This window comes from Haloleucobacter ellipsoideus, from assembly GCF_052491725.1.
Genome location: NZ_JBQWAR010000018.1, coordinates 263,958 through 285,173 on the forward strand (window position 1 = coordinate 263,958; position 21,216 = coordinate 285,173).

Genomic DNA, 21,216 nt, shown 5'->3' on the forward strand with positions numbered 1-21,216 from the left:
GCGCCGGGCATCCTGCCCGTGCCAGGGGGCTCGCGGATCTTCAGAAGAAGCTCTGCGGGTCCACATCTATGGCCACCCGGATATCGCCGGTGGGGCGGGGGGCAAGGCGGCGCCATTCGCGCAGATAGGCGGAAAGGTCCACCTCGCGCGGGCAGCGGGCCAGAAGGCGCCAGCGATGGCGCCCGCGCAGCACGGCGAGCGGGGCTTCGGCGGGGCCGAGAATACGCACCTCCGGCACAATGGGGGCGCTGGCGAGCAGGCGGCGGGCATGGCCTTCCGCCGCGGGCCCGGTGCTGGCGGAGATGATCAGCGCCGCCATCCGCCCGAAGGGGGGCAGAATGGCTTCCTCACGCGCGGCAATCTCGGTGTCATAAAAGGCATCACGCTCGCCCAGCACCAGCGCGCGCATCACCGGATGTTCCGGCATATGGGTCTGGATGAAGCCGCGCCCTTCGGTCTTGCCACGCCCGGCGCGCCCGGCCACCTGATGCACGAGCTGAAAGGTGCGCTCCGCCGCGCGCGGGTCGCCATGGCCAAGGCCCACATCGGCATCCACCACGCCCACCAGCGCAAGGCCGGGGAAGTTATGCCCCTTGGCCACGAGCTGGGTGCCGACAATGACATCCACCTCCCCCTTCGCCACGGCGTCCAGCTCCGCCCGCATGCGCTCCACACCGCCCAGAATATCGGAGGAGAGCACCATGGAGCGGGCATTGGGGAACAGGGTCTGAACCTCCTCCTGCAGGCGCTCCACGCCGGGGCCAACCGGCACCATGCTGTCCTTGGCGTTGCATTCCGGGCAGTGCTCGGGCACGGGGGCCTGATAGCCACAATGGTGGCACTCCAGCCGCCGCCGGTAGCGATGCTCCACCAGCCATGCGGTGCAGGAGGGGCAGCGCATGCGGTGGCCGCAGGAATTGCACAGGGTGAGCGGGGCATAGCCGCGCCGGTTGAGGAAGAGCAGGGCCTGCCCGCCATCTTCCAGGGTCTGGTTGATTTCGCCCTCAAGGCGCGGGGCAATCCAGCGCCCGCGTGGCGGGCCTTCCTTGCGCAGGTCGATGGGCGAGAGGCCGGGCACCTTGGCCCCGCCAAAGCGCACCGGCAGGGCAAGGCGCTGGTAGCGGCCCCGCCGCGCATTCACCTCGGTCTCGATGGAGGGCGTGGCCGAGGCGAGAACAATGGGTGCGCCCACCATGCGCGCGCGCACCACCGCCATGTCGCGGGCATTGTAGGAAACGCCGTCATCCTGTTTGTAGGCCGGGTCATGCTCTTCATCGATGATGATAAGGCCGAGGGACGCAAAGGGCAGGAACAGGGCCGAGCGCGCCCCCGCCACCACCTTGACCTCGCCGGAGGCGACCCCGTCCAGCGTGCGGGCGCGGCGGCGGGCGGAAACGCCGGAATGCCATTCCGCCGGCTTCACGCCGAAGCGCTTGGTGAAGCGATCCAGAAAGGCCTGTGTGAGGGCGATTTCCGGCAGCAGGATCAGCACCTGCCGCCCATCGCGAATGGCCTGTGCCACGCCTTCGAAATATACTTCGGTCTTGCCGGAGCCGGTGACGCCATCCAGCAGGAACACCTGAAAGCCGTGCGCCTCCACGGCAGCGCGCAGGGTGGCGGCCGCCTCGTCCTGCGCGGGGGCGAGTGTTGCCGGGGCGTGGTCCGGGTCTGGCGGATAGGCGGCAGGCTCCGGCGGCAGCACCAGTGTTTCCAGTGCGCCATCATCGACCAGCCCATCCACCACGGAGGGGGAAACACCTGCCTCGCGCGCGGCTTCCGTCTTGCCGCGCACGAAACCGTCGGCAAGAAACTCCAGCAGGCGGGCGCGGGCCGCGGTGTTGCGTTCCGGCTGCTTTCCCGTGGCGCGCACCCCCACACGCTCGCGCGGGGCGCTCACCGTCTCGCCATGGCGCAGGGCCATGCGCAGCACCATGCCGCGCGGGGCAAGCGTATAGTCGGCCATCCAGTCGATCAGGCGCAGCAGCTCGGCCGGCAAGGGCGGGTAGGGCAGTTTCGACTTCACCGCCTTCAGCTTTTTCAGGTCCAGCCGGGGCGGTGTTGGCGCGCTGCCGGGGGAGGGCCACACGCAGCCCAGCACCACCCGGCTGCCCAGCGGCACACGCACAATATCGCCCGGCGCCAGCTCCATGCCATCCGGCACGGCATAGCTGTAGGGGGCGTCCAGCGCGATGGGCAGAAGCACATTCACAAGGCGTGGGGCGGCGAACAGATCCATGGGCGTGTTGTGGGCTGCGGGGAGCCAAACGTCAAAGGGCGGGAGGCATCTTTCACAGGCCGGCGGTGGCCCCTGTGCAGGACGGCGTGTCTGGTCTATCCTGCCTGCAAATGATGCAGGGGCAGCCGGAAAGGCCGTATCTGGCAAAATAAACCGGATATGGCCAGCGCGCGGCAGGCTGCCCCCTTGCTTTGTGTGCGCCGCGCCTCTACCTGCTCGGCCATGAAGTTTCTAGATCAAGCCAAGGTTTATGTGCGCTCCGGTGACGGTGGCGCAGGGTGCGTCTCTTTCCGGCGCGAAAAATTCATCGAGTTCGGCGGGCCCAATGGCGGCGACGGCGGACGCGGCGGTGACGTGTGGATTGAGTGCGTCGATGGCCTCAACACGCTGATCGACTACCGCTACCAGCAGCATTTCAAGGCCAAGAAGGGCGACCATGGCCGCGGCGCGAACTGCACCGGGGCCAAGGGCGCCGATGCGGTGCTGCGCGTGCCCGCCGGCACGCAGATCTTCGATGAGGATGACGAGACGCTGCTGGCGGACATGACCGAGGTGGGCCAGCGCATCTGCCTGCTGCGGGGCGGCAATGGCGGCTTCGGCAATGCCCAGTTCAAGACCTCCACAAACCAGGCCCCGAGGCGCGCCAATCCCGGCCTTGAGGGCGAGGAAAAATGGATCTGGCTGCGGCTGAAGCTGATTGCCGATGCCGGGCTTGTGGGCCTGCCCAATGCCGGCAAGTCCACCTTCCTTGCCGCCACCACGGCCGCCAAGCCCAAGATTGCCGACTATCCCTTCACCACCCTGCATCCGGGCCTCGGCGTGGTGCGGGTGGACGGGCGCGAATTCGTGCTGGCCGATATTCCCGGCCTGATCGAGGGCGCGCATGAGGGCGTGGGCATCGGGGACCGTTTCCTTGGCCATGTGGAGCGCTGCCGCGCCCTGCTGCATCTGGTGGACGGGTCCAGCATGGATGCCGGCAAGGCTTATGAGACCGTGCGCGGCGAGCTGGAAGCCTATGGCAACGGGCTGGATGAGAAGCCGGAAATCGTTGCTCTCTCCAAGGTGGATGCGCTGACCCCGGAGTTTCTGGACGAGCAGAAGGCCCGGCTGAAGGCGGCCTGCGGGCAGGAGCCGCTTCTGCTTTCCGCCCAGTCGGGCCAGGGCGTGCAGGAGGCGCTGCGTGCGCTGCTCTCCATCGTCGAGGGCGCGCGGGCGGAGGAAAAGGAAGCCGAGACCGCTCACCAGACGTGGCAGCCCTGAAGCTGGCAGCCCTGAACCGGCGGCCCTGAAAACACCATCCTGAAGGGGTGCTCCCGGGGAGCCCCCCTTCAGGGCGTGGGGCCGCGCCTCTGCCCCTGCCGCCTAGCCTTCTTGGAGGGTGAGCCGGTAGCGCACGAAATCATCCGCCGGAATGAAGCTGTCATAGAGTTTGCGGGCCGGATTGCCGGCCTGTGTATGCCAGTAGAGGCGGGACCAGCCCTCCACCCGGCCGAGATCGGTCAGGTCCTGTATCAGCGCGCGGCCAATCCCCCGCCCGCGGCAGTTCTGGTCCACAAACAGGTCTTCCAGATAGCACACCGGGCCGCGCACCCAGCTGCCCTCATGCAGCACGCACAGGCTGAAGCCGGACAGGACCCCGTCCTCTTGCGCCACGCGGCCCCGCATGGGCACGGCGGGGTCCAGCAGGCGCTGCCATGTGTGGGAGGTCACCTCATCCGGCACCTGCGCACCGTAAAACCGGTTATAGCCCGCCCATAATGCGCGCCAGCGGGCCTCGTCCCGCTCCTCGATATCGCGGATCTGAAGAGTCATGATGTCCTCACGGGAAGATGCATGCCGGCCGGCTGTGGCGGGTGACGGCAGCATGATCCTCTCTTGTCACAAAGAAAAGCGTCATCAGGTGCCTCACCCTTGCGCGCTGCATCGACGCCCGCCGCAAAAAGCTGTATCAGGCCCCATCCTTCTTCCGCGCACCGCATTCCGGCGGGCGCCTTGCGGCTTTGTGAACCCCCATGAGCATCGTGGATTCTGCACTTCCCGTTCCCGCGCTGACTGATTTCAAGCGCATCGTCATCAAGGTCGGCTCGGCCCTGCTGGTGGATCGTGACCGGGGGCGGGTGCGGCTGCCGTGGCTGATCTCTCTGGTGGAGGATATTGGCACGCTGCACCGGCGCGGCTGTGATGTGATGGTTGTCTCCTCGGGCGCGATAGCGCTGGGGCGCACCGTGCTTCAGCTGCCCGGCGGCGCCTTGCGCCTGGAGGACAGCCAGGCCGCAGCCGCCGTGGGGCAGGTGGGGCTCTCGCGCACATGGGCCGAGGCTCTGGCGCATGAGGACATCACCGCCGGACAGGTTCTGCTGACCCTGGGAGACACGGAAGAGCGCCGCCGCTATCTGAACGCCCGCTCCACGCTGGAGCGGCTGCTTGATCTGCGCGCGGTGCCGATCATCAATGAGAATGACACGGTCGCCACCAGCGAGATCCGCTATGGCGACAATGATCGGCTCGCCGCCCGCGTGGCCACCATGGCCAGCGCGGACCTGCTGGTGCTGCTTTCCGATATTGACGGGCTCTACACCGCCCCGCCGGCCAAGGACCCCAATGCCACGCATATTCCCGTGGTGCCGCGCATTTCCGCGGAGATCGAGGCCATGGCCGGAGCCGCTGCATCGGAGCTTTCCCGCGGGGGCATGCGCACCAAGATCGAGGCGGGCAAGATCGCGACCAATGCCGGCACGCATATGGTCATCGCCTCGGGACAGGTGAAAAACCCCCTGCGCCGTATTCGCGAGGGCGGGCGCTGCACATGGTTCCTCACATCCGCAAATCCGGTGCGTGCGCGCAAGAGCTGGATCGCCGGGGCGCTGGAGCCGCGCGGCACGCTGTATCTGGATGAGGGCGCGGTTGCCGCGCTCCATCGCGGGGCCAGCCTTCTGCCGGCCGGCATCCGTCGCATCGAGGGCCAGTTCGAGCGTGGCGATGCGGTGCTGCTGCGCGGGCCGGATGGCGGCGAGATCGGTCGCGGGCTGGTGGCTTATGATGCCGAGGATGCGCTGCGCATCATTGGCCGTTCCACCCATGAGATCGAGGAACTGCTGGGCCATCACGGCCGTTCGGAAATGGTCCATCGCGATGACATGGCGCTGGGGGCGAAATAGGCGCGGGGCCGCCTTGCGCGGGTTCGTGGTTTTGCCCGCCTGCGCTTCATGATAGACAGATCCTCCCGTTGAACCCCCGCTGAGAGGGAATCTGTATCATGTCCATCGCTTCCACCCCCCGCATGAATGCCCCCGCTGTTGCGGAGCAGGCCATGCCGCCGGCGGAGCTGGAAGCGGCCATGGTGGAGATGGGCCGGCGCGCCCGCGCCGCTGCCCGCACGCTCGCGCTCATGGATGGCGAGGTGAAGACCCGCGCCCTGCGCGCCGCCGCCGCCGCCCTCCGCGCCGCCGCGCAGGATATTCTTGAGGCCAATGCCCGTGATGTGGCCCGCGCCCGTGCGGATGGGGCCAATGAGGCTTTCATTGACCGCCTCACCCTGACCCCCGCCCGGGTGGAGGGCATGGCCGCCGGCGTGGAGCTGGTGGCTGATCTGCCCGACCCTGTCGGCAAGGTGCTGGAAAGCTGGTCCCGTCCCAATGGCATGACCATCGATCGGGTGCGCACGCCGCTCGGGGTGATTGGCGTCATCTATGAAAGCCGCCCCAATGTGACAGCCGATGCCGCCGCCTTGTGTGTGCGGGCCGGCAATGCGGTGATCCTGCGTGGCGGGTCGGACAGCCTTGCCTCATCGGGCGCCATTCACCGCGCCTTCGTGTCCGGGCTGGTTTCGGCGGGGCTGCCTGCTGATGTCGTGCAGTTCGTGAATGTGGCGGACCGTGCTGCCGTGGGCATGATGCTGGCGGGCCTTGGCGGCAATGTGGATGTGATTGTGCCGCGCGGTGGCAAGGGCCTTGTGGCGCGGGTGCAGAGTGATGCACGCGTGCCGGTGTTCGCGCATCTGGAAGGCATCGTCCATGTCTTTGTCGACAAGGCGGCGGATCTGGAGATGGCCAAGAGCGTGGTGCTGAACGCGAAGATGCGTCGCACCGGCATTTGTGGCGCGGCAGAGACGCTGCTGGTGGACAGGAGTGTCGCCGCCACCCATCTCGCGCCGCTGGTGAAGATGCTGCTCGATGCCGGCTGCGAGGTGCGCGGGGATGGCGATGTCCAGAAGGTGGACCCGCGCGTGAAGCCCGCCGGTGATGAGGACTGGGATACCGAATATCTCGACGCCATCATTTCGGTGAAGCTGGTGGATGGGCTGGATGAGGCCATCGACCATATCGAGACCCACGGTTCCCACCATACGGACGGGATCATCACCGCAGATCCGCAAGCCGCCCTGCGCTTCCTCTCCGAGGTCGATTCGGCGATCGTGGTGCACAATGCCTCCACCCAGTTTGCCGATGGCGGGGAGTTTGGCTTCGGCGCCGAAATCGGCATCGCCACCGGGCGCATGCATGCGCGTGGGCCGGTGGGGGCGGAGCAGCTCACCTCCTTCAAATACCGCATTCATGGTGCGGGCCAGACGCGGGCGTGAACAGCATGGCGGGTGCTGTGCAAGAGCGCCCGCCCTTGCTTCCGGCGGGAGGGGAACCTCCGGCCGGAGTGGGGGATGTGCGCCGCGTGCCGCCTGCACGGGCGGGCATGCGCATCGGCCTCATGGGCGGCAGCTTCAATCCGGCGCATGACACCCACCGGGCCGTGGCGCTGCTCGCCATGAAGCGGCTGAAGCTCGACCATGTGTGGTGGCTGGTGACTCCGGGCAATCCGCTGAAGGACAATTCCGCCTTGCCGCCTCTGGAAACCCGGGTGGCTTATGCGCGAAATCTCGCCCGTCATCCGCGCATCATCGTCACGGGGTGTGAGGCGCTGTGGGGCGTGCGCTATACGCATGATACGGTTAGGCAGCTCAAGCGCCGCCTGCCGGGGGTGCATTTTGTCTGGATCATGGGGGCGGACAATCTCATCCAGTTCAGCCGCTGGGAAAAATGGCGGCAGATTGCAGGGCTGATGCCCATTGCGGTGGTGGACCGGGCAGGGGCCAGCCATGCCGCCATCTGCGCGCCCGCCGCCCGCGCCCTTGGCCGCTACCGCCTGCCGGAGCGCGAGGCCATGCGCCTGCCGGTGATGAAGGCACCGGTCTGGGTGTTTCTGCATGGGCTGAAATCCGCCATGTCCTCCACCCAAATCCGTGCCGCCAGGGCACAATGATGCGGGAAAGTGGGTGTTGCACGTGAAAGCAGCACTGCCGCCTTGAAAAATGGCGCGTTTGTCTGCAATCTAAAGACAGAGAAGGTGCACGCTCTTGTGCCCGCAACTGAAGAGGAACCGGAGCCCTGTCCACGACGGCTCTCCCGGCAGACGCCGAGGCGAACACCAACGCCAGCACGCCTGCCCCCGTTTCTGAAGCGCCCAAGGACGCGGAAGAAACACTCGCACTCATCATCGCGCGTCTGGAAGACGACAAGGCTGAAGAGCTTGTCTCCATTGATCTGCGCGGGAAGACCTCCATTGCCGATTTCATGGTCATTGCCTCGGGCCGCTCGCAGCGGCATGTGGGCGCGATCGCCGATCATCTTGTCGAGTCGCTGAAGGCTGCCGGCCTGCGCAATGTGCGCATTGAAGGCCAGCCCGCCTGTGACTGGGTGCTGATCGACGCCAATGACGTGATCGTGCATGTGTTCCAGCCCGAAGTCCGCAGCTTCTACAATATCGAGAAGATGTGGTCGGGGTCCACGCCGGCCTGAGGGCCGGCTGGACAAGGCCCGGAAACACCTTGCGTCTTCTTCTTGCCAGTGTCGGACGGCTGAAAGCCGGGGCCGAACGGGATCTTGTCGCGCGCTATATCGAGCGGGCGCGGGCTTCCGGGCGTGCGCTCGGCTTCGGTGATGTCCAGATGGTGGAGATTGCCGAATCTTCCGCCCGCCGTGCCGAGGATCGCATGGCGGAGGAGGGGACGGCTCTGCTCGCGGCCTGCCCGCCCGGTGCCCTGCTTGTGGCGCTGGACCCGCGCGGCCGCAATCTTTCCAGCGAAGACCTTGCCACCCGCATGGGGCAGGAGCGCGATAATGGACGCGCGGCCATGTGCCTGCTGATTGGCGGAGCGGATGGGCTGAGCGATGCCGTGCGCAGCCGCGCCGGCCTTCTGCTGGCTTTCGGTGCCGCCACTTTCCCGCACCAGCTCGTGCGGGTGATGCTGGCCGAGCAGCTCTATCGCGGCATGACCATTCTTGCCGGCCATCCCTATCACCGCGCCTGATCTTCCAGCGTGAGACATGAAAAAGGCCGGAGGGGCGTCCTCCGGCCTTTTCTTTTGGGCACCCTGACCGTGAGGCCAGGGTGGACCTGTCACTGCTTGGAGGCGATATGCGCGCGCTCCGCATGCTCACGCCCGGCCAGAAGCGAGCGGATGAGCACGGCAATGGTGGTGCCATTGTGCAGCACGGAGGTGGCGATCGGCGACAGCAGGCCCGCCGCCGCGCTGGCGAGAATGGCGGAGTTCGCACCCACCGCGATCTTGAAGTTCGAGTTGATGAGGCGCATGGCCTCCTGCGAAATCTCCAGGATCGAGGAGAGAGAGCCGAGCCGGTCCTCGGTCAGCACGATATCGGCGGTGGCCCGCGCAATATCGGCCGCCTTGGGCATGGCCACGCCCACATGGGCTGCCATGAGAGCCGGTCCGTCATTCACGCCATCACCCACAAAGGCCACCTTCGCACCGGCGTTCTTCAGCTCGGTGATGATGTTGGCCTTGTCCTCGGGCTTCTTCTCGTAGAACACCTTGTCGATCCCCAGCGTCTTGCCGAAGGCCAGAGCCTTGGCCTTCTCATCACCGGTGATCATGACAAGCTGCTTCACGCCCAGTTCACGCAGACGGGCAAGCGTGGCCTCCGCATCCGCCCGCAGCTGGTCACGCAGGGCGATCACGGCGAGCGGCTTGTTGTCCCGCGCCACATAGAGAAGGGACTTGCCCTCCGCCTGGAACTTGGCGATCAGCGCGTTCTCTTCCTTGAAGGAGACATGCTCGTCCTCTTCCAGGAAGCGGCGGCTGCCGAAGCGGATCATCTCGCCCTGCACCACGCCTTCCACGCCATGCCCGACGATGAAGTTCACTTCCTCATGCGGGATGTGCGCCAGATGCCTTTCGCGGGCGAAAGCCACCACGGCGCGGGCGATGGGGTGGGTGGTGTGCTCACCCAGCGAGGCCACCACCGCAAGGGCGTGTTCCTCGGTCACGTCATCGGCGAGGGAGCAGATGTCCGTCACTTGGAGCGTGTTCTCGGTGAGCGTGCCGGTCTTGTCGAACACCACGGTGTCGACAGCCGCCAGCCCCTCGATCGCCTGACCGCTCTTCACGAGGCAACCCTTGCGGGCGCCCTGATACATTGCGGTCTTCAGCGCGATGGGCGTGCCGAGCTTCACGGTGCAGGAATAATCCACCATGAAGACCGATTCCATGCGCTGCACGCTGCGGGTGAGCGCAAACACGCCCGCTGCCGAGGCAAGGGTGATGCCGACGCGCTTGTCGGCGATCTGGTCGGAGATGGCCTCGATTTCCGCCGGCCGTTCCAGCGCATCCTGAATGTAGCGCGTGATACGGCCCGTGGTGGTGGATTCACCCACACGCTCGGCGCGGATGACCAGGCTGCCATCGGTGATGATGCCGCCGGCAAGCGCCGGGCTGCCCGCCGAACGCGGCATGGGCAGGCTCTCGCCTGTCACCGCCGACTGGTCGACATAGGCATCGCCGGAAATCACCGTGCCGTCGATCGGGATGGTTTCACCCACGCCGACAACAACATGCTCGCCGCCCTTGAGCGACTTGAACGGCACCTGGACCTGCTCGCCGGTTTCCAGCTGAACCCACACATCATCCGGCGTGCGGTGCAGCAGCGAACGCAGCAACTCGTCCGAACGTTCGGCGGTGGTGGATTCGATATAGTCGGCAAGCTCCACCAGGAAGCGGGTGAAGTTGGCGGTGGTGTAGTCACCGCGCAGGCTGGGCAGACCCATGGACAGCGCATCCAGCACTTCCACCTTCAGCCCGTGCTGCACACCGGCCACCGCGCCCTTGACGAGGGTGGGGGCGATGTTGAGCCAGGTGACGACGCCCGCTGCCGGCTTGGGCAGCAGCTTGGCCGCCACCAGCGCCGCACCGGAAAGGATCAGCGGCGAGCTGTTGGTGGTGGGTGGTTCAGCCAGCGGGGGAACATTGCTGGGCGGCGCGGCGGCGGTGGAGAGGATCTGCTCCCGGGCTTCCGGCGAACCGTCATAGGTGACGATGATCGACCGGCATCCGGGATTGATCCGAACCGCCTTCACGCCCCGCAAATCACGGACCGCTGTCGCTGAGCGCGACAGGAAGTCCGGATCCGCGTCGAGCCGCAAGCGCAGCCGCGTGGCGACCTCGTGGGCGACACGGATGTTCATGGCCGGTTCAGCTCCCCGATGTGGTGGGGAGGTCACTCTCTTCAGCGGGTTCGGCGGCAGCCGCAACTTCCGCTTCCGCGTCCTGCAGGCGTTCCTTCAGTTCCTCGATACCGTTCTGGAGCAGGGCCCAGACCTGTACGGCCGAACGCAGAATGGTGCGCTGGGCGGTTTCATTGGTCAGCAGATAGGCCGCGCCCGCACCAATCGCCAGACCCTTGATGAGCGAGTCCGCGGAGGGGTGCTGATGCCAGTTGAGGCCACCGGCCGCGGCGCCAGCCGCCTGCCCGTTATTGCCCGCTGCCTGTCCGTTACCGGCCGCGCCGTTCGGCTGCTGCTGGAAGGGGGCGCCGGGAGGGAAGGGGAAGCCAGGCGGCACCGCGCCCGGGGCAAAGCCCGGAGCCTGCTGCGGGCGGGCGGCATAGTCCTCGGCCCGCGCATCCTGCTGGTAGGAGGCGTTCTGGGAGGAGCCCTGCTGATCGGCAGCCTGGGGGGCGCCATAATAGCCGTTCTGGTCCTGCGGCTGGGCCTGCGGATCCTGCGGCTGACCCTGCGGGCCCGCGCCGTAACCGTAGAAGTGATAGTGGTAGTGAACGCCCTGATCGCTACCGTTCTTGTCCGAACCGTTCTTGTTCGACATTGTCATCTTGCTCCTGCAAATGGAATAAAAGGCTGGAAATCCGGAAACCGGAGCGATCAGCCCTCGGCCTTGTCCTTGTTCGAGGCGGCCTTGAACACGTTGCTCACCGCCGAGCGGACATCATGGCGGTTGATCAGCACCACGGCACCGGCACCGATGGCGGCGCCGATCCAGAAATTGGAACCGCTGGCGCGGGCAATGCGGGTGAAGTTGCTGAGGCTGAAGCCGTCACGCAGCACGCCTTCCAGCACGTCCAGCGCATCAATGCGCCGCGCGCCGCCCGGCTGCGGACCTGCACCCTGGGGACCCGCCCCCTGCGGGCCCGTGCCCTGGGAACCTGCACCCTGCTGTCCTCTGCCCTGCGCCCCTGCGCCATAGCCATTCTGGCCATAGAAGGGACCAGACTGCGGGCCACCCCATTGCTGGTTGTAATTCGACATCAGCTTCCCCTTAAACTTTGGAACTCGGGAGGTCCTGGATAGGCCGGCGCAGGATGTGGTTTCCATGCGCCGGGATATGGTGACATCTTGGTTTTCAGGCCGTGTGGGCTTCCAGAATAGCCGTCACTTCCTCAGGCTCCGCCGTGAGCAGACGCTCCCACAACGGTGCGGGAATGGCCTGGGGATCATACTCCACCACGACTGAAAGCGCGGACTTGTTGACCCGCGTCTCCTTCACGCCCTTGACCCGTGCAACCAGATCAACAAAAGGCGCGGGATCGACCTTCGGCAGATGTGCCAGCGCAGTCAGGCTGAGCTTGAGCCGGATGCGGCCCGGCACATGATGCACGATCGTTATGTAACGTCGCAGATGGAGAAAAGGGGTCAGATCGGGGATCATTACGGCTGGCGCTCCTTGTCTTCCACCCATTCGTATACTTCTGGATCAAGGGTTGCCATAGGGCAGTTGCACCCTCCCCAGCTCCCTTTGCCGCAGGTGCCGCAAGAGGATGGAATGAAACGCACCCTTTGTTTTGCCCGCCACATTTCCAGCAGGCTGCGTGCATTATCAGGGGTTGTGGAAACGCCAATGGCCAGCTGGTCCACGGTCACGCGGTGGTGGTTCTGCATGTAGCGTTTCACATCGGACAGAGTGGTCATGGACGCATCTCCTTGAATGTCCCGTCCGGAAGAATCAGCCGGTGCTCTTTCTGCCGCATGGCGGCGACGCGCTTGCCGGTCTGATACAGCGCAATAAAGGCAGCCAGAAGGATGAGGCCGCACACAACCAGCCAGAATGTGGCCGTTGCGGGCGAGCGGTCGAAGCGCATGGCCTGATAGAAGATGACCGAGGCGCACCAGCCAAGCCCGGTGGTCCAGCTCGCCGCGAAGGCGGTCCAGCGCCAGCCGGTTTCCTGATAGATCGCCCCCACCGCCGCCACGCAGGGCATGTAGAGCAGGATCATCAGAAGATAGGCGAATGCCCCGGCCTGTCCGTCAAAGCGCGCGGCCATGGCGCGGAAGGCGGAGGGCTGCACCTCAAGCTCTTCGGCGGCGGCCTCGCCATCCTGCGTGTAGGCCATGTTCAGCCCCATCGGATCGGTCAGGCTGGAGAGCGCATCGCCCAGATTGGCGGGAATGGTGGCGACAGCGGCCATGAGCTGGGCGCTGATCGTCTCTTCTTCCTCTTCCGCCTTGGCCGGCTCGTCGCCCGCCTTGGCGGCATCGGCATCACCAAGCTGGCTGTAGAGCGCGTTCAGCGTGCCGATCACCGCCTCCTTGGCCAGAATGCCGGTGAACACGCCCACCGCCGCCGGCCAGTTGTCTTCGCGCATGCCCATGGGCTCGAACACCGGAACCAGCTTGCGGCCCACTTCGGAGAGAACGGACTTCTCGCTGTCCTGATTGTTGAAGGTGCCATCCGTTCCAATGGCATTGAGGAAGGTGAGCACCACCACCATGGGCACGATGAAGCGTCCGGCGCGGAAGATGAAGCTGTTCAGCCTGTCCCACGCGCGCAGGAAAACCGTGCGCAGGGTGGGGATATGATAGGGCGGCAGTTCCATGATGAAGGGAGAGACCGTGCCCTTCAGCACGGTGTTCTTCAGCAGGAAGCCGGTGCCGATGGCGGCCAGAATGCCGATGATATAGAGCAGGAAGACGAGGTTCTGCCCGGTCTGCGGAAAGAAGGCGGCCGCAAACAGGGCATAGACCGGCAGGCGCGCCCCGCAGGACATGAACGGCGCCATCATGATGGTGAGAATGCGGTCCGTCCGGCTTTCCAGCGTGCGGGTGGCCATGATGGCCGGCACATTGCAGCCGAAGCCGACAATCAACGGCACGAAGGATTTGCCCGGCAGGCCGATGGTGCGCATCGCCCGGTCCATGACAAAGGCGGCGCGGGCCATATAGCCGGAATCTTCCAGAAAGGAGAGGAAGAGATAGAGAAAGGCGATGATGGGGATGAAGGTCGCCACCGTCTGGATGCCGCCGCCAACGCCCTGCGCCAGCAGCACCACCAGCCAGTCCGGCAGGCCGATGGAGGTGAGCGCCTGCGTGCCGCCATCCACCAGAACCGCGCCGACAGCCTGATCGAAGAAATCGATGAACGCACCACCAATGGAAATGGTGAAGACGAACATCACATACATCATGAACAGGAAGATCGGGATGCCGAGGAAGCGGTTGAGCACCACCTTGTCGATATGGTCGGACAAGGTGCGCGAGGCTTCGCGCGGGCGGGTGAGAACGGAATCCACGATCGCCGTGATGAAGCCGAAGCGGGCATCGGCCACCACGATGTCGGTGTCCTCGCCCTCGGTCTCGCTCACCGTTTCACGGGCTGTCTTCACCACAGGCTCAAGGCCAGCCTCGGTCTCCTGTGTGGTGAGGGCGTCACCCTCGATGAGCTTGAGGGCGCGCCAGCGCGGTTGCGCCACGCCAAGCGGCTCCAGTTTTGCGGCCACATCCTTCACGCAGGCTTCGATGACCTGCCCGTATTGCGGCTCGACTTTCGGCGGGTGAGGATCGGCCGTCAGCCTGGCCACATATGTCTTGAGCTTCTCAATACCCGTGCCGCGCGCGGCCACGAGGGAGAGAACCGGGCAGCCGAGCGCCGCGCTCAGCGCCTCGACATCGATCTTCAGGCCGCGACGCTCGGCGATGTCCATCATGTTGAGCGCCACCACCACCGGCACCCGCATTTCAAGAAGCTGGGTGGTCAGATAGAGGTTCCGCTCCAGATTGGAGGCATCGATGATATTGATGGCAAGGTCGGCCTCGCCCGAGAGCACATAATCGCGCGCAACCCGCTCATCCTCGGAAATCTCGATGGTCGCGCCGAGGGAGTAGACGCCCGGAAGGTCCACCACCTCATAGGTGATGCCCTCATGGGTATAGCTGCCGAACTTCTTCTCCACCGTCACGCCGGGCCAGTTGCCCACTTCCTGCCGCGCGCCGGTGATGGCGTTGAACAATGTGCTCTTGCCGCAATTGGGGTTGCCAACCACGCAGACGGTGACTTTCTCCCCGGGCTTGCGTGCGGCATTCATGACAGCTTCTCCACCGCTATCATTTCGGCCTCATCCTTGCGCAGGCTCATGGAGAAGCCGCGCACCTTGATTTCCACCGGATCGCCCAGCGGGGCGACGCGGGTGATCTCGAAGGTGGCGCCGGGGGTGAGGCCCATGGACATCAGCTTCTGGCGATATTCCGGCCGGCTCTTGCCAAGGCCCACGATGCGGGCGTGATCTCCCGGCTGAAGGGCGGAGATGGATGTGGTGGGGCCGGCGGGCTCCAGGGTTGCAACGCACACGCGCAAGGCGGTCTCCCGATCGAGCACGAGGCGCGTATCCTCGTTCACCGCAAGCAGGATGCCGTTCTCTCCATTGTGCTGGAGGATCTCGACGCGCGAACCGGGGTGCAGGCCCAGATCGCTCAGGCGCTTTTCCTCCGCCGGCCCGCCTTCGAGCAGGCGCACGCGCACCTTGCCGGTTTTGACTTCAAACAGTTTTACCTGCGCCATGACACTCGCGCCCCATTTGGTCGGCCGAACCTGAATCGCAACATTCGGGCATCCGAATCTATAGGACCATGGTTTGCATCTGTATGTGAATATAAACTTTGATGATTGTCAGGGGTTTCTGAAAAAATCAGTGTATATTCCGATGAATACATGAATTTGAATAATTATAATCTATGGAATTCTGCTGATTGCGATGCGCCGATGAGGTGACTCTCCGGCATCCGGAGGCTGGCCCGTGAGGTGAGATTCAGTGAAGGCGCTCCTGTGCGGGGGTGAATATAGGACCCGCCATTTTTTCAATTATGAGCGCACTCTCAGGTTGCATCTTGTGGATAATTTTAACAATTGTTTCCAAAATTTGATTGGGGCAATACAACGTTTACGAAGCATTAACTATATCTGTTCACCATATTCGCAAATCGAGTGATTTGTTCCGGCCGTGTTGCCCTGCCTCTTTCAAAGGGGTGCGGTGTGGTTCGGGCACATGGTTTGTTTCAGCCTGTTTCTCGCCGCGCCGCTTCGGGAGTGTTTTATGGTCTTGGCTTTCTGCGACTGGATGGGGTCCGCTCGCATGCCGGCGCTGGCCGTCAGGAATACCCGCAGGCACCATTTCGGCAAGGCTGCCGTCATGCTGTCCTGCGCGCTTGCCGTGGCCGGGTGCAAGACCAATGAGGGGCAGATCAACCATACCGGCACGCCCCCGCTCTCGACCGGCCACAATTATCGCTTCACGGAAATCAACTCGGACCGTTTCCGCCCCTGGACCAACAAGATGCCGGGCTACCGCATCGGCCCGGGCGACAAGCTCCAGGTGAAATATTTCATCACGCGCGAGATGGATGAGGGGCTGATCGTGGGGCCGGATGGCACCATTGCCCCGCGCGCCATCGGCCAGATGCAGGTGGACGGCATGTCCCTGCCGGCGCTGGAAAAATATATCCGCCGTGAATCCCGCAAGGAGCTGGTGGACCAGAAGGTGGTCGTCGCTCTGGAAGAGGCGGCCTCGCCGAAGATCTATGTGGGCGGCATGGTCGTCAATCCGGCGGTCTACAAGCTGGACAGCAACGGCATCAGCGTGCTTCAGGGCATCATGATGGCCGGCGGCATTTCCGAGACCGGCCGCACGACCCAGGTCGCCGTCATCCGCCGCGGGCCGGACAATCTGCCCATGCTGCGCGTGGTGGATGTGAAGGAAATCATTGAGAAGGGATATTCGGATTCCGATGTTCCGCTCATGAGCGGTGACGTTGTGTTCGTGCCTTACAGCGCCATTTCCGAAGTCAATCTGTGGATCGACCAGTTCATCAACAAGGTGGTGCCGTTCCAGCGCCAGTTCAGCTATACGGTGGGCACGTATTCCCAGACGAACCCGGGCGTGAATCCCTTCGGGATGTGATCATCTGGACGTCTCATGTCCCGGGTGCCTTGCGGCCGGGACATGTGGCATGAATGGAGCCTCTATGTCCCAAGGTGATGTCAGCGCGGTCTCTTGCCAGACCATCACTTTTCTGGGGGTGCCCTTTGCATGCCTGGACTACCGGGAGGCGGCCGCCGTCATCGCGGCGCGCCCGGCCGATGCGCCCTTCGCCTATGTGGTGACGCCGAATGCCTCCAATCTGGTGCGCCTGAACGAGCTGAAGGATCCGGTCTTCATCGAGATCTACAAGGACGCATGGCTGCACACCATGGATGTCGCCATTCCGCGCGCCATCGCCCGCAAGCTGTTCGATCTGCACATCCCGCTGGCGCCGGGCAGTGATATCACCGCGGAGCTGTTCAACCATTTCATCCAGCCCGATGACGCCATCACCATCATTGGCGGCAGCGACGAGATGCTGCGCCTGCTGGTGGAACGCTACCACCTGACCAATGTGCACATGCATGTGCCGCCCATGGGCTTCATCAACAAGCCGGATGAGGTGGAAAAGTGCGTGCAGTTCGTGCTGGATCACCCCGCGCGCTATGTGTTCTTCGTCACCGGTTCGCCGCGCTCGGAATATGTCACGCGGCTGGTCTATCAGCGTGGCGGGGCTATCGGCACGGGGCTGTGCGTGGGCAATTCGCTGAATTTCCTTGTTGGCCTGTCCAAGCGCGCGCCGGAGGCGTTTCGCAAGCGGGGGCTGGAATGGCTGCACCGGCTGATCCAGGACCCGAAGCTGTATGTGCGCCGCGTATTCGTGGATTCCATGCCGGTTTTCCTGACCGCCGCAAAGGCCTGGAGAAACCCGGCGGCCTATGGCATGGCGGAAAAGAAAGGCCCACAAGGCTGAAAGAGGTGCGGCACGCCCTCTGGGCGCACAGGCGCGCGCGGGAATGCGGTGAGGCATGACATTGCAGAGAACAGGCCGGGTCAATCCACGGCCCGCACACCGGGTGGACATGCCGCTGAAGCAGCGGCGTCAGGTCATGCCTGTGCAGGCCGTTCCTCTCTGGCGCAGCCTTGTGCTCATCTTCATGCTGCCCTTCTTCGCACAGGTGTTCCACTACACGCTGGAGATGCCGCCGCCCTATTATCTCTCCAAGATCTGGCCGATCCTGATGCTGCCCTTCACCCTTTATGCGGTGTTTCGGATGCGGCTGCCGGGGCGCGATCTCTTCTTTGTTCTGCTGGCCTATATGATCGGTTTCACACCGCTCATTTCTGTCATGCAACTGGGGAACAACTTCATTGATGCCATGACCACCACGGTCAAGGTGTGGCCTTTTACCTATTATTTCGCTCTGGCCGGGGCTTTGTCCGTTCTGGCCCTGCCCATGGTGAAGGTGAAGCGGATCTTCCTCGGGTTCGGCGTTCTCACCTTCATCATGTTCGTTGTGCTCTGGGTGCTTGCGCCGGATTCCTGGTATGCCACCAAGCCCGAGGATGGCAAGCTGCTGCAATATGACAATGAGCGCGGTAACCGCGTTTATCTGTCGACCATTTTCGGCATGATCCTGGTGTTCTATCTGGGGCGCAGCTTCATTGCGGAGCGCAAATGGAGCCATCTGTTCTACATGCTCGTCGCCTATGTGATCATGCTGCTGATCTACAAGCAGAGGCTCGCCATTGCCTCGGCCCTTGTGGTGACAGCGCTTGGTATGGTGATGACCCTGCCGGAGCGCTGGCGCCGGCTGGTGATCGGCATGGGGGTGATGGTGGGGCTGCCGCTCGGGCTGGTCGCCCTTGGCTATATGGGCCTGTTCACGCAGGACGGGATGGACAGCATCATCGCCAAGATTGGCGGCTCCCTGTCGGTGCGCCAGAACTCCTCGGCCCTTGCCTTGGCCTATCTGGGAGAGAGCACGGAGCGCTGGGTCTTTGGCGTTGGCGCCACAACGCGCTTCGGCTCCTTCACATTGAGTGAGATCTTCGGATATCAGCAGTTCTTCATTTCGGATCTGGGCTGGCTTGGCGTGCTGTTCGAGTATGGCCTGATTGGCGCGCTGCTCATTCTCGGCCTGCATATCTGGGCCGCTGTCGCCATTTATCGCAACGGCATCGCGACGGGAGACCGGTTCCAGCTCGTGATGGGGGATTATGTCCTCTATCTCATCCTGACATCGGCGGTGTATTCGCTGGTGTTCGTTCCCGGAGAGCTGGGCGTTGTGCTGGCTGTTGCCATGTATGCCTACAGCCAGTGCGTGCCGAAGGCGAAGCCACAGTCCCCGCCAAGGGTGAAGACAGGACACAGGCCGACAGCAGCGCCCGATGCCGGCTAAAAGCGCGCGGCGCGGCGGTGTCGCATTCGCAATCCCCTGCGGATGAGCGGTCTTTATCTTTGACCGGGCAGCTCCGCTCATGATAAAAGCGCAACAAGATCGTGGTTTGCAACTAGAGAGTTGTGTTTTGCAACCAGGACGATGAAATCCGTGACCGTACTGTCATGGTGAATTAAGGTTCAGACATGCTCGATATTCGGCCCGATTCAACGAACAACAAGTTTCGTGTGCGCCGTGTTGAGCGATTGAAGACACTTGTGTCCTCCTATATTGCCGCCAAGGGCAGTTGTAATGTTCTTGATCTTGGTGGTACTTCCGGTTTCTGGCACACATGGCGCGATCAGTTCGACTTTGAGCGCACGCATGTCACCTGCATCAATCTTGACCCGGAACATGGCGCTGTCAGCGACTTCAAGGGCGTGACGGTCCGTTATGGCGATGCGACATCCCTGCCGGATGTTCCGGACATGTCGTTCGATCTCGTGTTCTCGAATTCCGTCATCGAGCATGTGGGTGACTGGCAGCAGATGATCCGGTTCGCGCGTGAGGCCAGACGGCTGGGGCGCAGCTATTTCATCCAGACCCCTTATTTCTGGTTTCCCATAGAACCGCACGCCCGCACGCCCTTCGTGCACTGGATGCCGGACTCATGGGCCTATCGCCTCGTGATGATGCGCAGATGCGGCTTCTGGCCGAAGGCCGATACGGTCATCGAGGCCGTGACCACGGTGCAATCGGCCCGGATGCTGGATCGCCGGCAGTTCGAGGCGCTGTTTGATGATGCCCGGCATCATCAGGAGCGTTTCATGGGGCTCACCAAGTCGCTCATGGCCGTGCGCCATGTGGAGCCCGCGCGGGAGATCGCACCCCCGCGCTGATGCTGTATGTGTGGAGGCGGGATGCTCTGGCCTGTCAGGCCGCGCTGTCGCCCCGCACCATGCCGCAAACCCCGTTGAAGGCATCCGGCACCAGTTCGTTCACCAGCAGGCGGGCCGGGTCGACAGGGCCGGGCAGGGTCACGCGCCCATGGGGAACATGCCTGAAGCCGAAGCGGGCATAAAAGGGTTCATCACCCACCAGCACCACCAGCCGGTGCCCGGCCTGCCGCGCGGCCTCCAGTGCGGTTTCCATCAGTTGCGCGCCAATTCCGACAGACTGGAAGGGCGGCTCCACCGTCAGCGGCCCCAGCAGCAAGGCAGGGGTTGAGCCGATCCGCACATGGGTGAGCCGCACCGAGCCGACCAGCATGGTGCCCACCCGCGCCGTGAAGGACAGGGTGCGTTCATGCGGGGTGTTCTCGCGAATGCGGAAAGCGGTGCGCGAGAAGCGGCCGGGGCCGAATGTGCGCGCATGCAGCCGCTCGATGGCGGCATCATCATCGGGATGTTCCTGGCGAAGGGAAAGGGGCAGGTCTGTCATGGCGATGTCTCGGGCGAAAGGCCGCGGGGGCGCGTTTCGCGTGCAAAGGTTCAGGCGGGCAGGGCAAGGGGCGCGGCAAGGCGCGGGCTGTCCTGTCGTCGTCGCAATGCACAGATGGCCATGGCTCGGGTTTCTCCTTCGCAGCGCGGATAGCATGTCGGTCGGGGTGGGTCCAGTCGGCACTGCGGGCTGGCAAAACCTGCCCTCCACATCCGGGTGATATGCACTGTTCTTGCAGATTTAAACCGATTGGTTTATTAAAAACTGATCGGTCTAAAAAGGAGCGCGCCATGTCCCCCCTCATTCCCCCTTTCACGGAAGAAACCGCCATCGCCAAGGTGCGTGCGGCGGAAGATGGCTGGAACAGCCGCAACCCCGCCCGCGTGGCGCTGGCCTATACGCCGGACAGCATCTGGAGAAACCGCTCCGAATTTCCGGTGGGGCGGGAGGAGATCGTGGCGTTTCTCACCCGCAAGTGGCAGAAGGAGCGCGAATACAGGCTTATCAAGGAGCTGTGGGCCTTCCGCGCAAACCGCATCGCCGTGCGCTTTGCCTATGAGTGGCATGACGAGCGTGGCCAGTGGTATCGTTCCTATGGCAATGAGAACTGGGAGTTCAATGCCGAAGGGCTGATGCAGCGCCGGTTCGCATCCATCAATGATCTGCCGATCCAGCCGGAGGAACGCAGGTTCCACTGGCCACAGGGGCGCCGGCCGGATGACCATCCCGGCCTGTCGGATCTGGGCCTGTAATGCCGGAAGCGCCGGGGCAGGCCATGGCAGGGAAGGGT

Annotated in this window: 21 protein-coding genes; 11 read left to right on the forward strand and 10 right to left on the reverse strand. The window is 64.0% G+C overall.

Annotation, left to right across the window (positions count from 1 at the left end; all coding sequences use genetic code 11):
* Positions 1-40: 40 nt before the first annotated feature.
* Positions 41-2,236 carry a primosomal protein N' gene (locus tag ACT6QG_RS08470; protein ID WP_444977134.1) on the reverse strand — a complete coding sequence of 732 codons (2,196 nt, stop codon included), beginning with the start codon at positions 2,234-2,236 and terminating at the stop codon, positions 41-43.
* Positions 2,237-2,458: 222 nt separating this feature from the next.
* Between ACT6QG_RS08470 and obgE the strand changes: the two genes are divergently transcribed.
* Positions 2,459-3,496 carry a GTPase ObgE gene (gene obgE / locus ACT6QG_RS08475; protein WP_444977135.1) on the forward strand — a complete coding sequence of 346 codons (1,038 nt, stop codon included), beginning with the start codon at positions 2,459-2,461 and terminating at the stop codon, positions 3,494-3,496.
* 102 nt (positions 3,497-3,598) lie between these two features.
* Here obgE and ACT6QG_RS08480 read toward each other — a convergent pair whose 3' ends face one another.
* The gene (locus ACT6QG_RS08480; protein WP_444977136.1) at positions 3,599-4,048 is read right to left on the reverse strand and encodes a GNAT family N-acetyltransferase; all 450 of its coding nucleotides are present in this window, start codon (positions 4,046-4,048) and stop codon (positions 3,599-3,601) included.
* Positions 4,049-4,248: 200 nt separating this feature from the next.
* On the opposite strand from ACT6QG_RS08480, the gene proB reads away from it, so the two are divergent.
* The 5 genes from proB (at position 4,249) to rlmH (ending at position 8,537) form a co-directional block, all read left to right on the forward strand.
* On the forward strand, positions 4,249-5,394 hold the full coding sequence (proB, locus tag ACT6QG_RS08485) for a glutamate 5-kinase (protein WP_444977137.1): 1,146 nt from the start codon (positions 4,249-4,251) through the stop codon (positions 5,392-5,394).
* Between the two features lie 122 nt (positions 5,395-5,516).
* Positions 5,517-6,815, forward strand: a complete 1,299-nt coding sequence (locus ACT6QG_RS08490; protein WP_444977431.1) for a glutamate-5-semialdehyde dehydrogenase — start codon at positions 5,517-5,519, stop codon at positions 6,813-6,815.
* Between the two features lie 5 nt (positions 6,816-6,820).
* Positions 6,821-7,489: a nicotinate-nucleotide adenylyltransferase gene (locus ACT6QG_RS08495; RefSeq protein WP_444977138.1), complete on the forward strand. Its 669-nt coding sequence runs from the start codon at positions 6,821-6,823 to the stop codon at positions 7,487-7,489.
* Between the two features lie 125 nt (positions 7,490-7,614).
* The gene (rsfS, locus tag ACT6QG_RS08500; protein ID WP_444977432.1) at positions 7,615-8,025 is read left to right on the forward strand and encodes a ribosome silencing factor; all 411 of its coding nucleotides are present in this window, start codon (positions 7,615-7,617) and stop codon (positions 8,023-8,025) included.
* A 29-nt stretch (positions 8,026-8,054) separates the two neighbouring features.
* Complete coding sequence (gene rlmH, locus ACT6QG_RS08505) at positions 8,055-8,537, forward strand: 23S rRNA (pseudouridine(1915)-N(3))-methyltransferase RlmH (RefSeq protein WP_444977139.1); 483 nt, start codon at positions 8,055-8,057, stop codon at positions 8,535-8,537.
* 89 nt (positions 8,538-8,626) lie between these two features.
* Here rlmH and ACT6QG_RS08510 read toward each other — a convergent pair whose 3' ends face one another.
* The 7 genes from ACT6QG_RS08510 to ACT6QG_RS08540 form a co-directional block, all read right to left on the reverse strand.
* On the reverse strand, positions 8,627-10,708 hold the full coding sequence (locus tag ACT6QG_RS08510) for a heavy metal translocating P-type ATPase (RefSeq protein WP_444977140.1): 2,082 nt from the start codon (positions 10,706-10,708) through the stop codon (positions 8,627-8,629).
* A 7-nt stretch (positions 10,709-10,715) separates the two neighbouring features.
* Positions 10,716-11,345 carry a hypothetical protein gene (locus ACT6QG_RS08515; protein ID WP_444977141.1) on the reverse strand — a complete coding sequence of 210 codons (630 nt, stop codon included), beginning with the start codon at positions 11,343-11,345 and terminating at the stop codon, positions 10,716-10,718.
* Between the two features lie 56 nt (positions 11,346-11,401).
* The gene (locus tag ACT6QG_RS08520) at positions 11,402-11,785 is read right to left on the reverse strand and encodes a hypothetical protein (protein WP_444977142.1); all 384 of its coding nucleotides are present in this window, start codon (positions 11,783-11,785) and stop codon (positions 11,402-11,404) included.
* A 94-nt stretch (positions 11,786-11,879) separates the two neighbouring features.
* A complete protein-coding gene (locus tag ACT6QG_RS08525; RefSeq protein WP_444977143.1) occupies positions 11,880-12,185 on the reverse strand; it encodes a hypothetical protein in 306 nt (101 codons plus the stop codon).
* Positions 12,185-12,445, reverse strand: coding sequence for a FeoC-like transcriptional regulator (locus ACT6QG_RS08530; protein WP_444977144.1), 261 nt, complete (start codon positions 12,443-12,445; stop codon positions 12,185-12,187). Before ACT6QG_RS08530 ends, ACT6QG_RS08525 begins: the two co-directional genes overlap by 1 nt.
* The gene (gene feoB / locus ACT6QG_RS08535) at positions 12,442-14,835 is read right to left on the reverse strand and encodes a Fe(2+) transporter permease subunit FeoB (protein WP_444977145.1); all 2,394 of its coding nucleotides are present in this window, start codon (positions 14,833-14,835) and stop codon (positions 12,442-12,444) included. The genes ACT6QG_RS08530 and feoB overlap by 4 nt, the downstream gene beginning before the upstream one ends.
* Positions 14,832-15,308: a FeoA family protein gene (locus tag ACT6QG_RS08540; protein ID WP_444977146.1), complete on the reverse strand. Its 477-nt coding sequence runs from the start codon at positions 15,306-15,308 to the stop codon at positions 14,832-14,834. The genes feoB and ACT6QG_RS08540 overlap by 4 nt, the downstream gene beginning before the upstream one ends.
* Positions 15,309-15,840: 532 nt before the next feature.
* Here ACT6QG_RS08540 and ACT6QG_RS08545 point away from each other — a divergent pair.
* From ACT6QG_RS08545 to ACT6QG_RS08560, 4 genes are all read left to right on the forward strand, one after another.
* Positions 15,841-16,704 carry a polysaccharide biosynthesis/export family protein gene (locus tag ACT6QG_RS08545; protein WP_444977147.1) on the forward strand — a complete coding sequence of 288 codons (864 nt, stop codon included), beginning with the start codon at positions 15,841-15,843 and terminating at the stop codon, positions 16,702-16,704.
* Between the two features lie 64 nt (positions 16,705-16,768).
* On the forward strand, positions 16,769-17,578 hold the full coding sequence (locus tag ACT6QG_RS08550) for a WecB/TagA/CpsF family glycosyltransferase (protein WP_444977148.1): 810 nt from the start codon (positions 16,769-16,771) through the stop codon (positions 17,576-17,578).
* 55 nt (positions 17,579-17,633) lie between these two features.
* Complete coding sequence (locus ACT6QG_RS08555) at positions 17,634-19,007, forward strand: hypothetical protein (RefSeq protein ID WP_444977149.1); 1,374 nt, start codon at positions 17,634-17,636, stop codon at positions 19,005-19,007.
* 245 nt (positions 19,008-19,252) lie between these two features.
* Positions 19,253-19,885: a methyltransferase domain-containing protein gene (locus ACT6QG_RS08560; RefSeq protein ID WP_444977150.1), complete on the forward strand. Its 633-nt coding sequence runs from the start codon at positions 19,253-19,255 to the stop codon at positions 19,883-19,885.
* A gap of 34 nt (positions 19,886-19,919) precedes the next feature.
* Here the strand turns inward: ACT6QG_RS08560 and ACT6QG_RS08565 are convergent, their stop codons facing one another.
* A complete protein-coding gene (locus ACT6QG_RS08565; RefSeq protein ID WP_444977151.1) occupies positions 19,920-20,426 on the reverse strand; it encodes a GNAT family N-acetyltransferase in 507 nt (168 codons plus the stop codon).
* 290 nt (positions 20,427-20,716) lie between these two features.
* Here ACT6QG_RS08565 and ACT6QG_RS08570 point away from each other — a divergent pair, with 290 nt between their 5' ends.
* The gene (locus ACT6QG_RS08570; RefSeq protein ID WP_444977152.1) at positions 20,717-21,178 is read left to right on the forward strand and encodes a nuclear transport factor 2 family protein; all 462 of its coding nucleotides are present in this window, start codon (positions 20,717-20,719) and stop codon (positions 21,176-21,178) included.
* Positions 21,179-21,216: the final 38 nt, after the last annotated feature.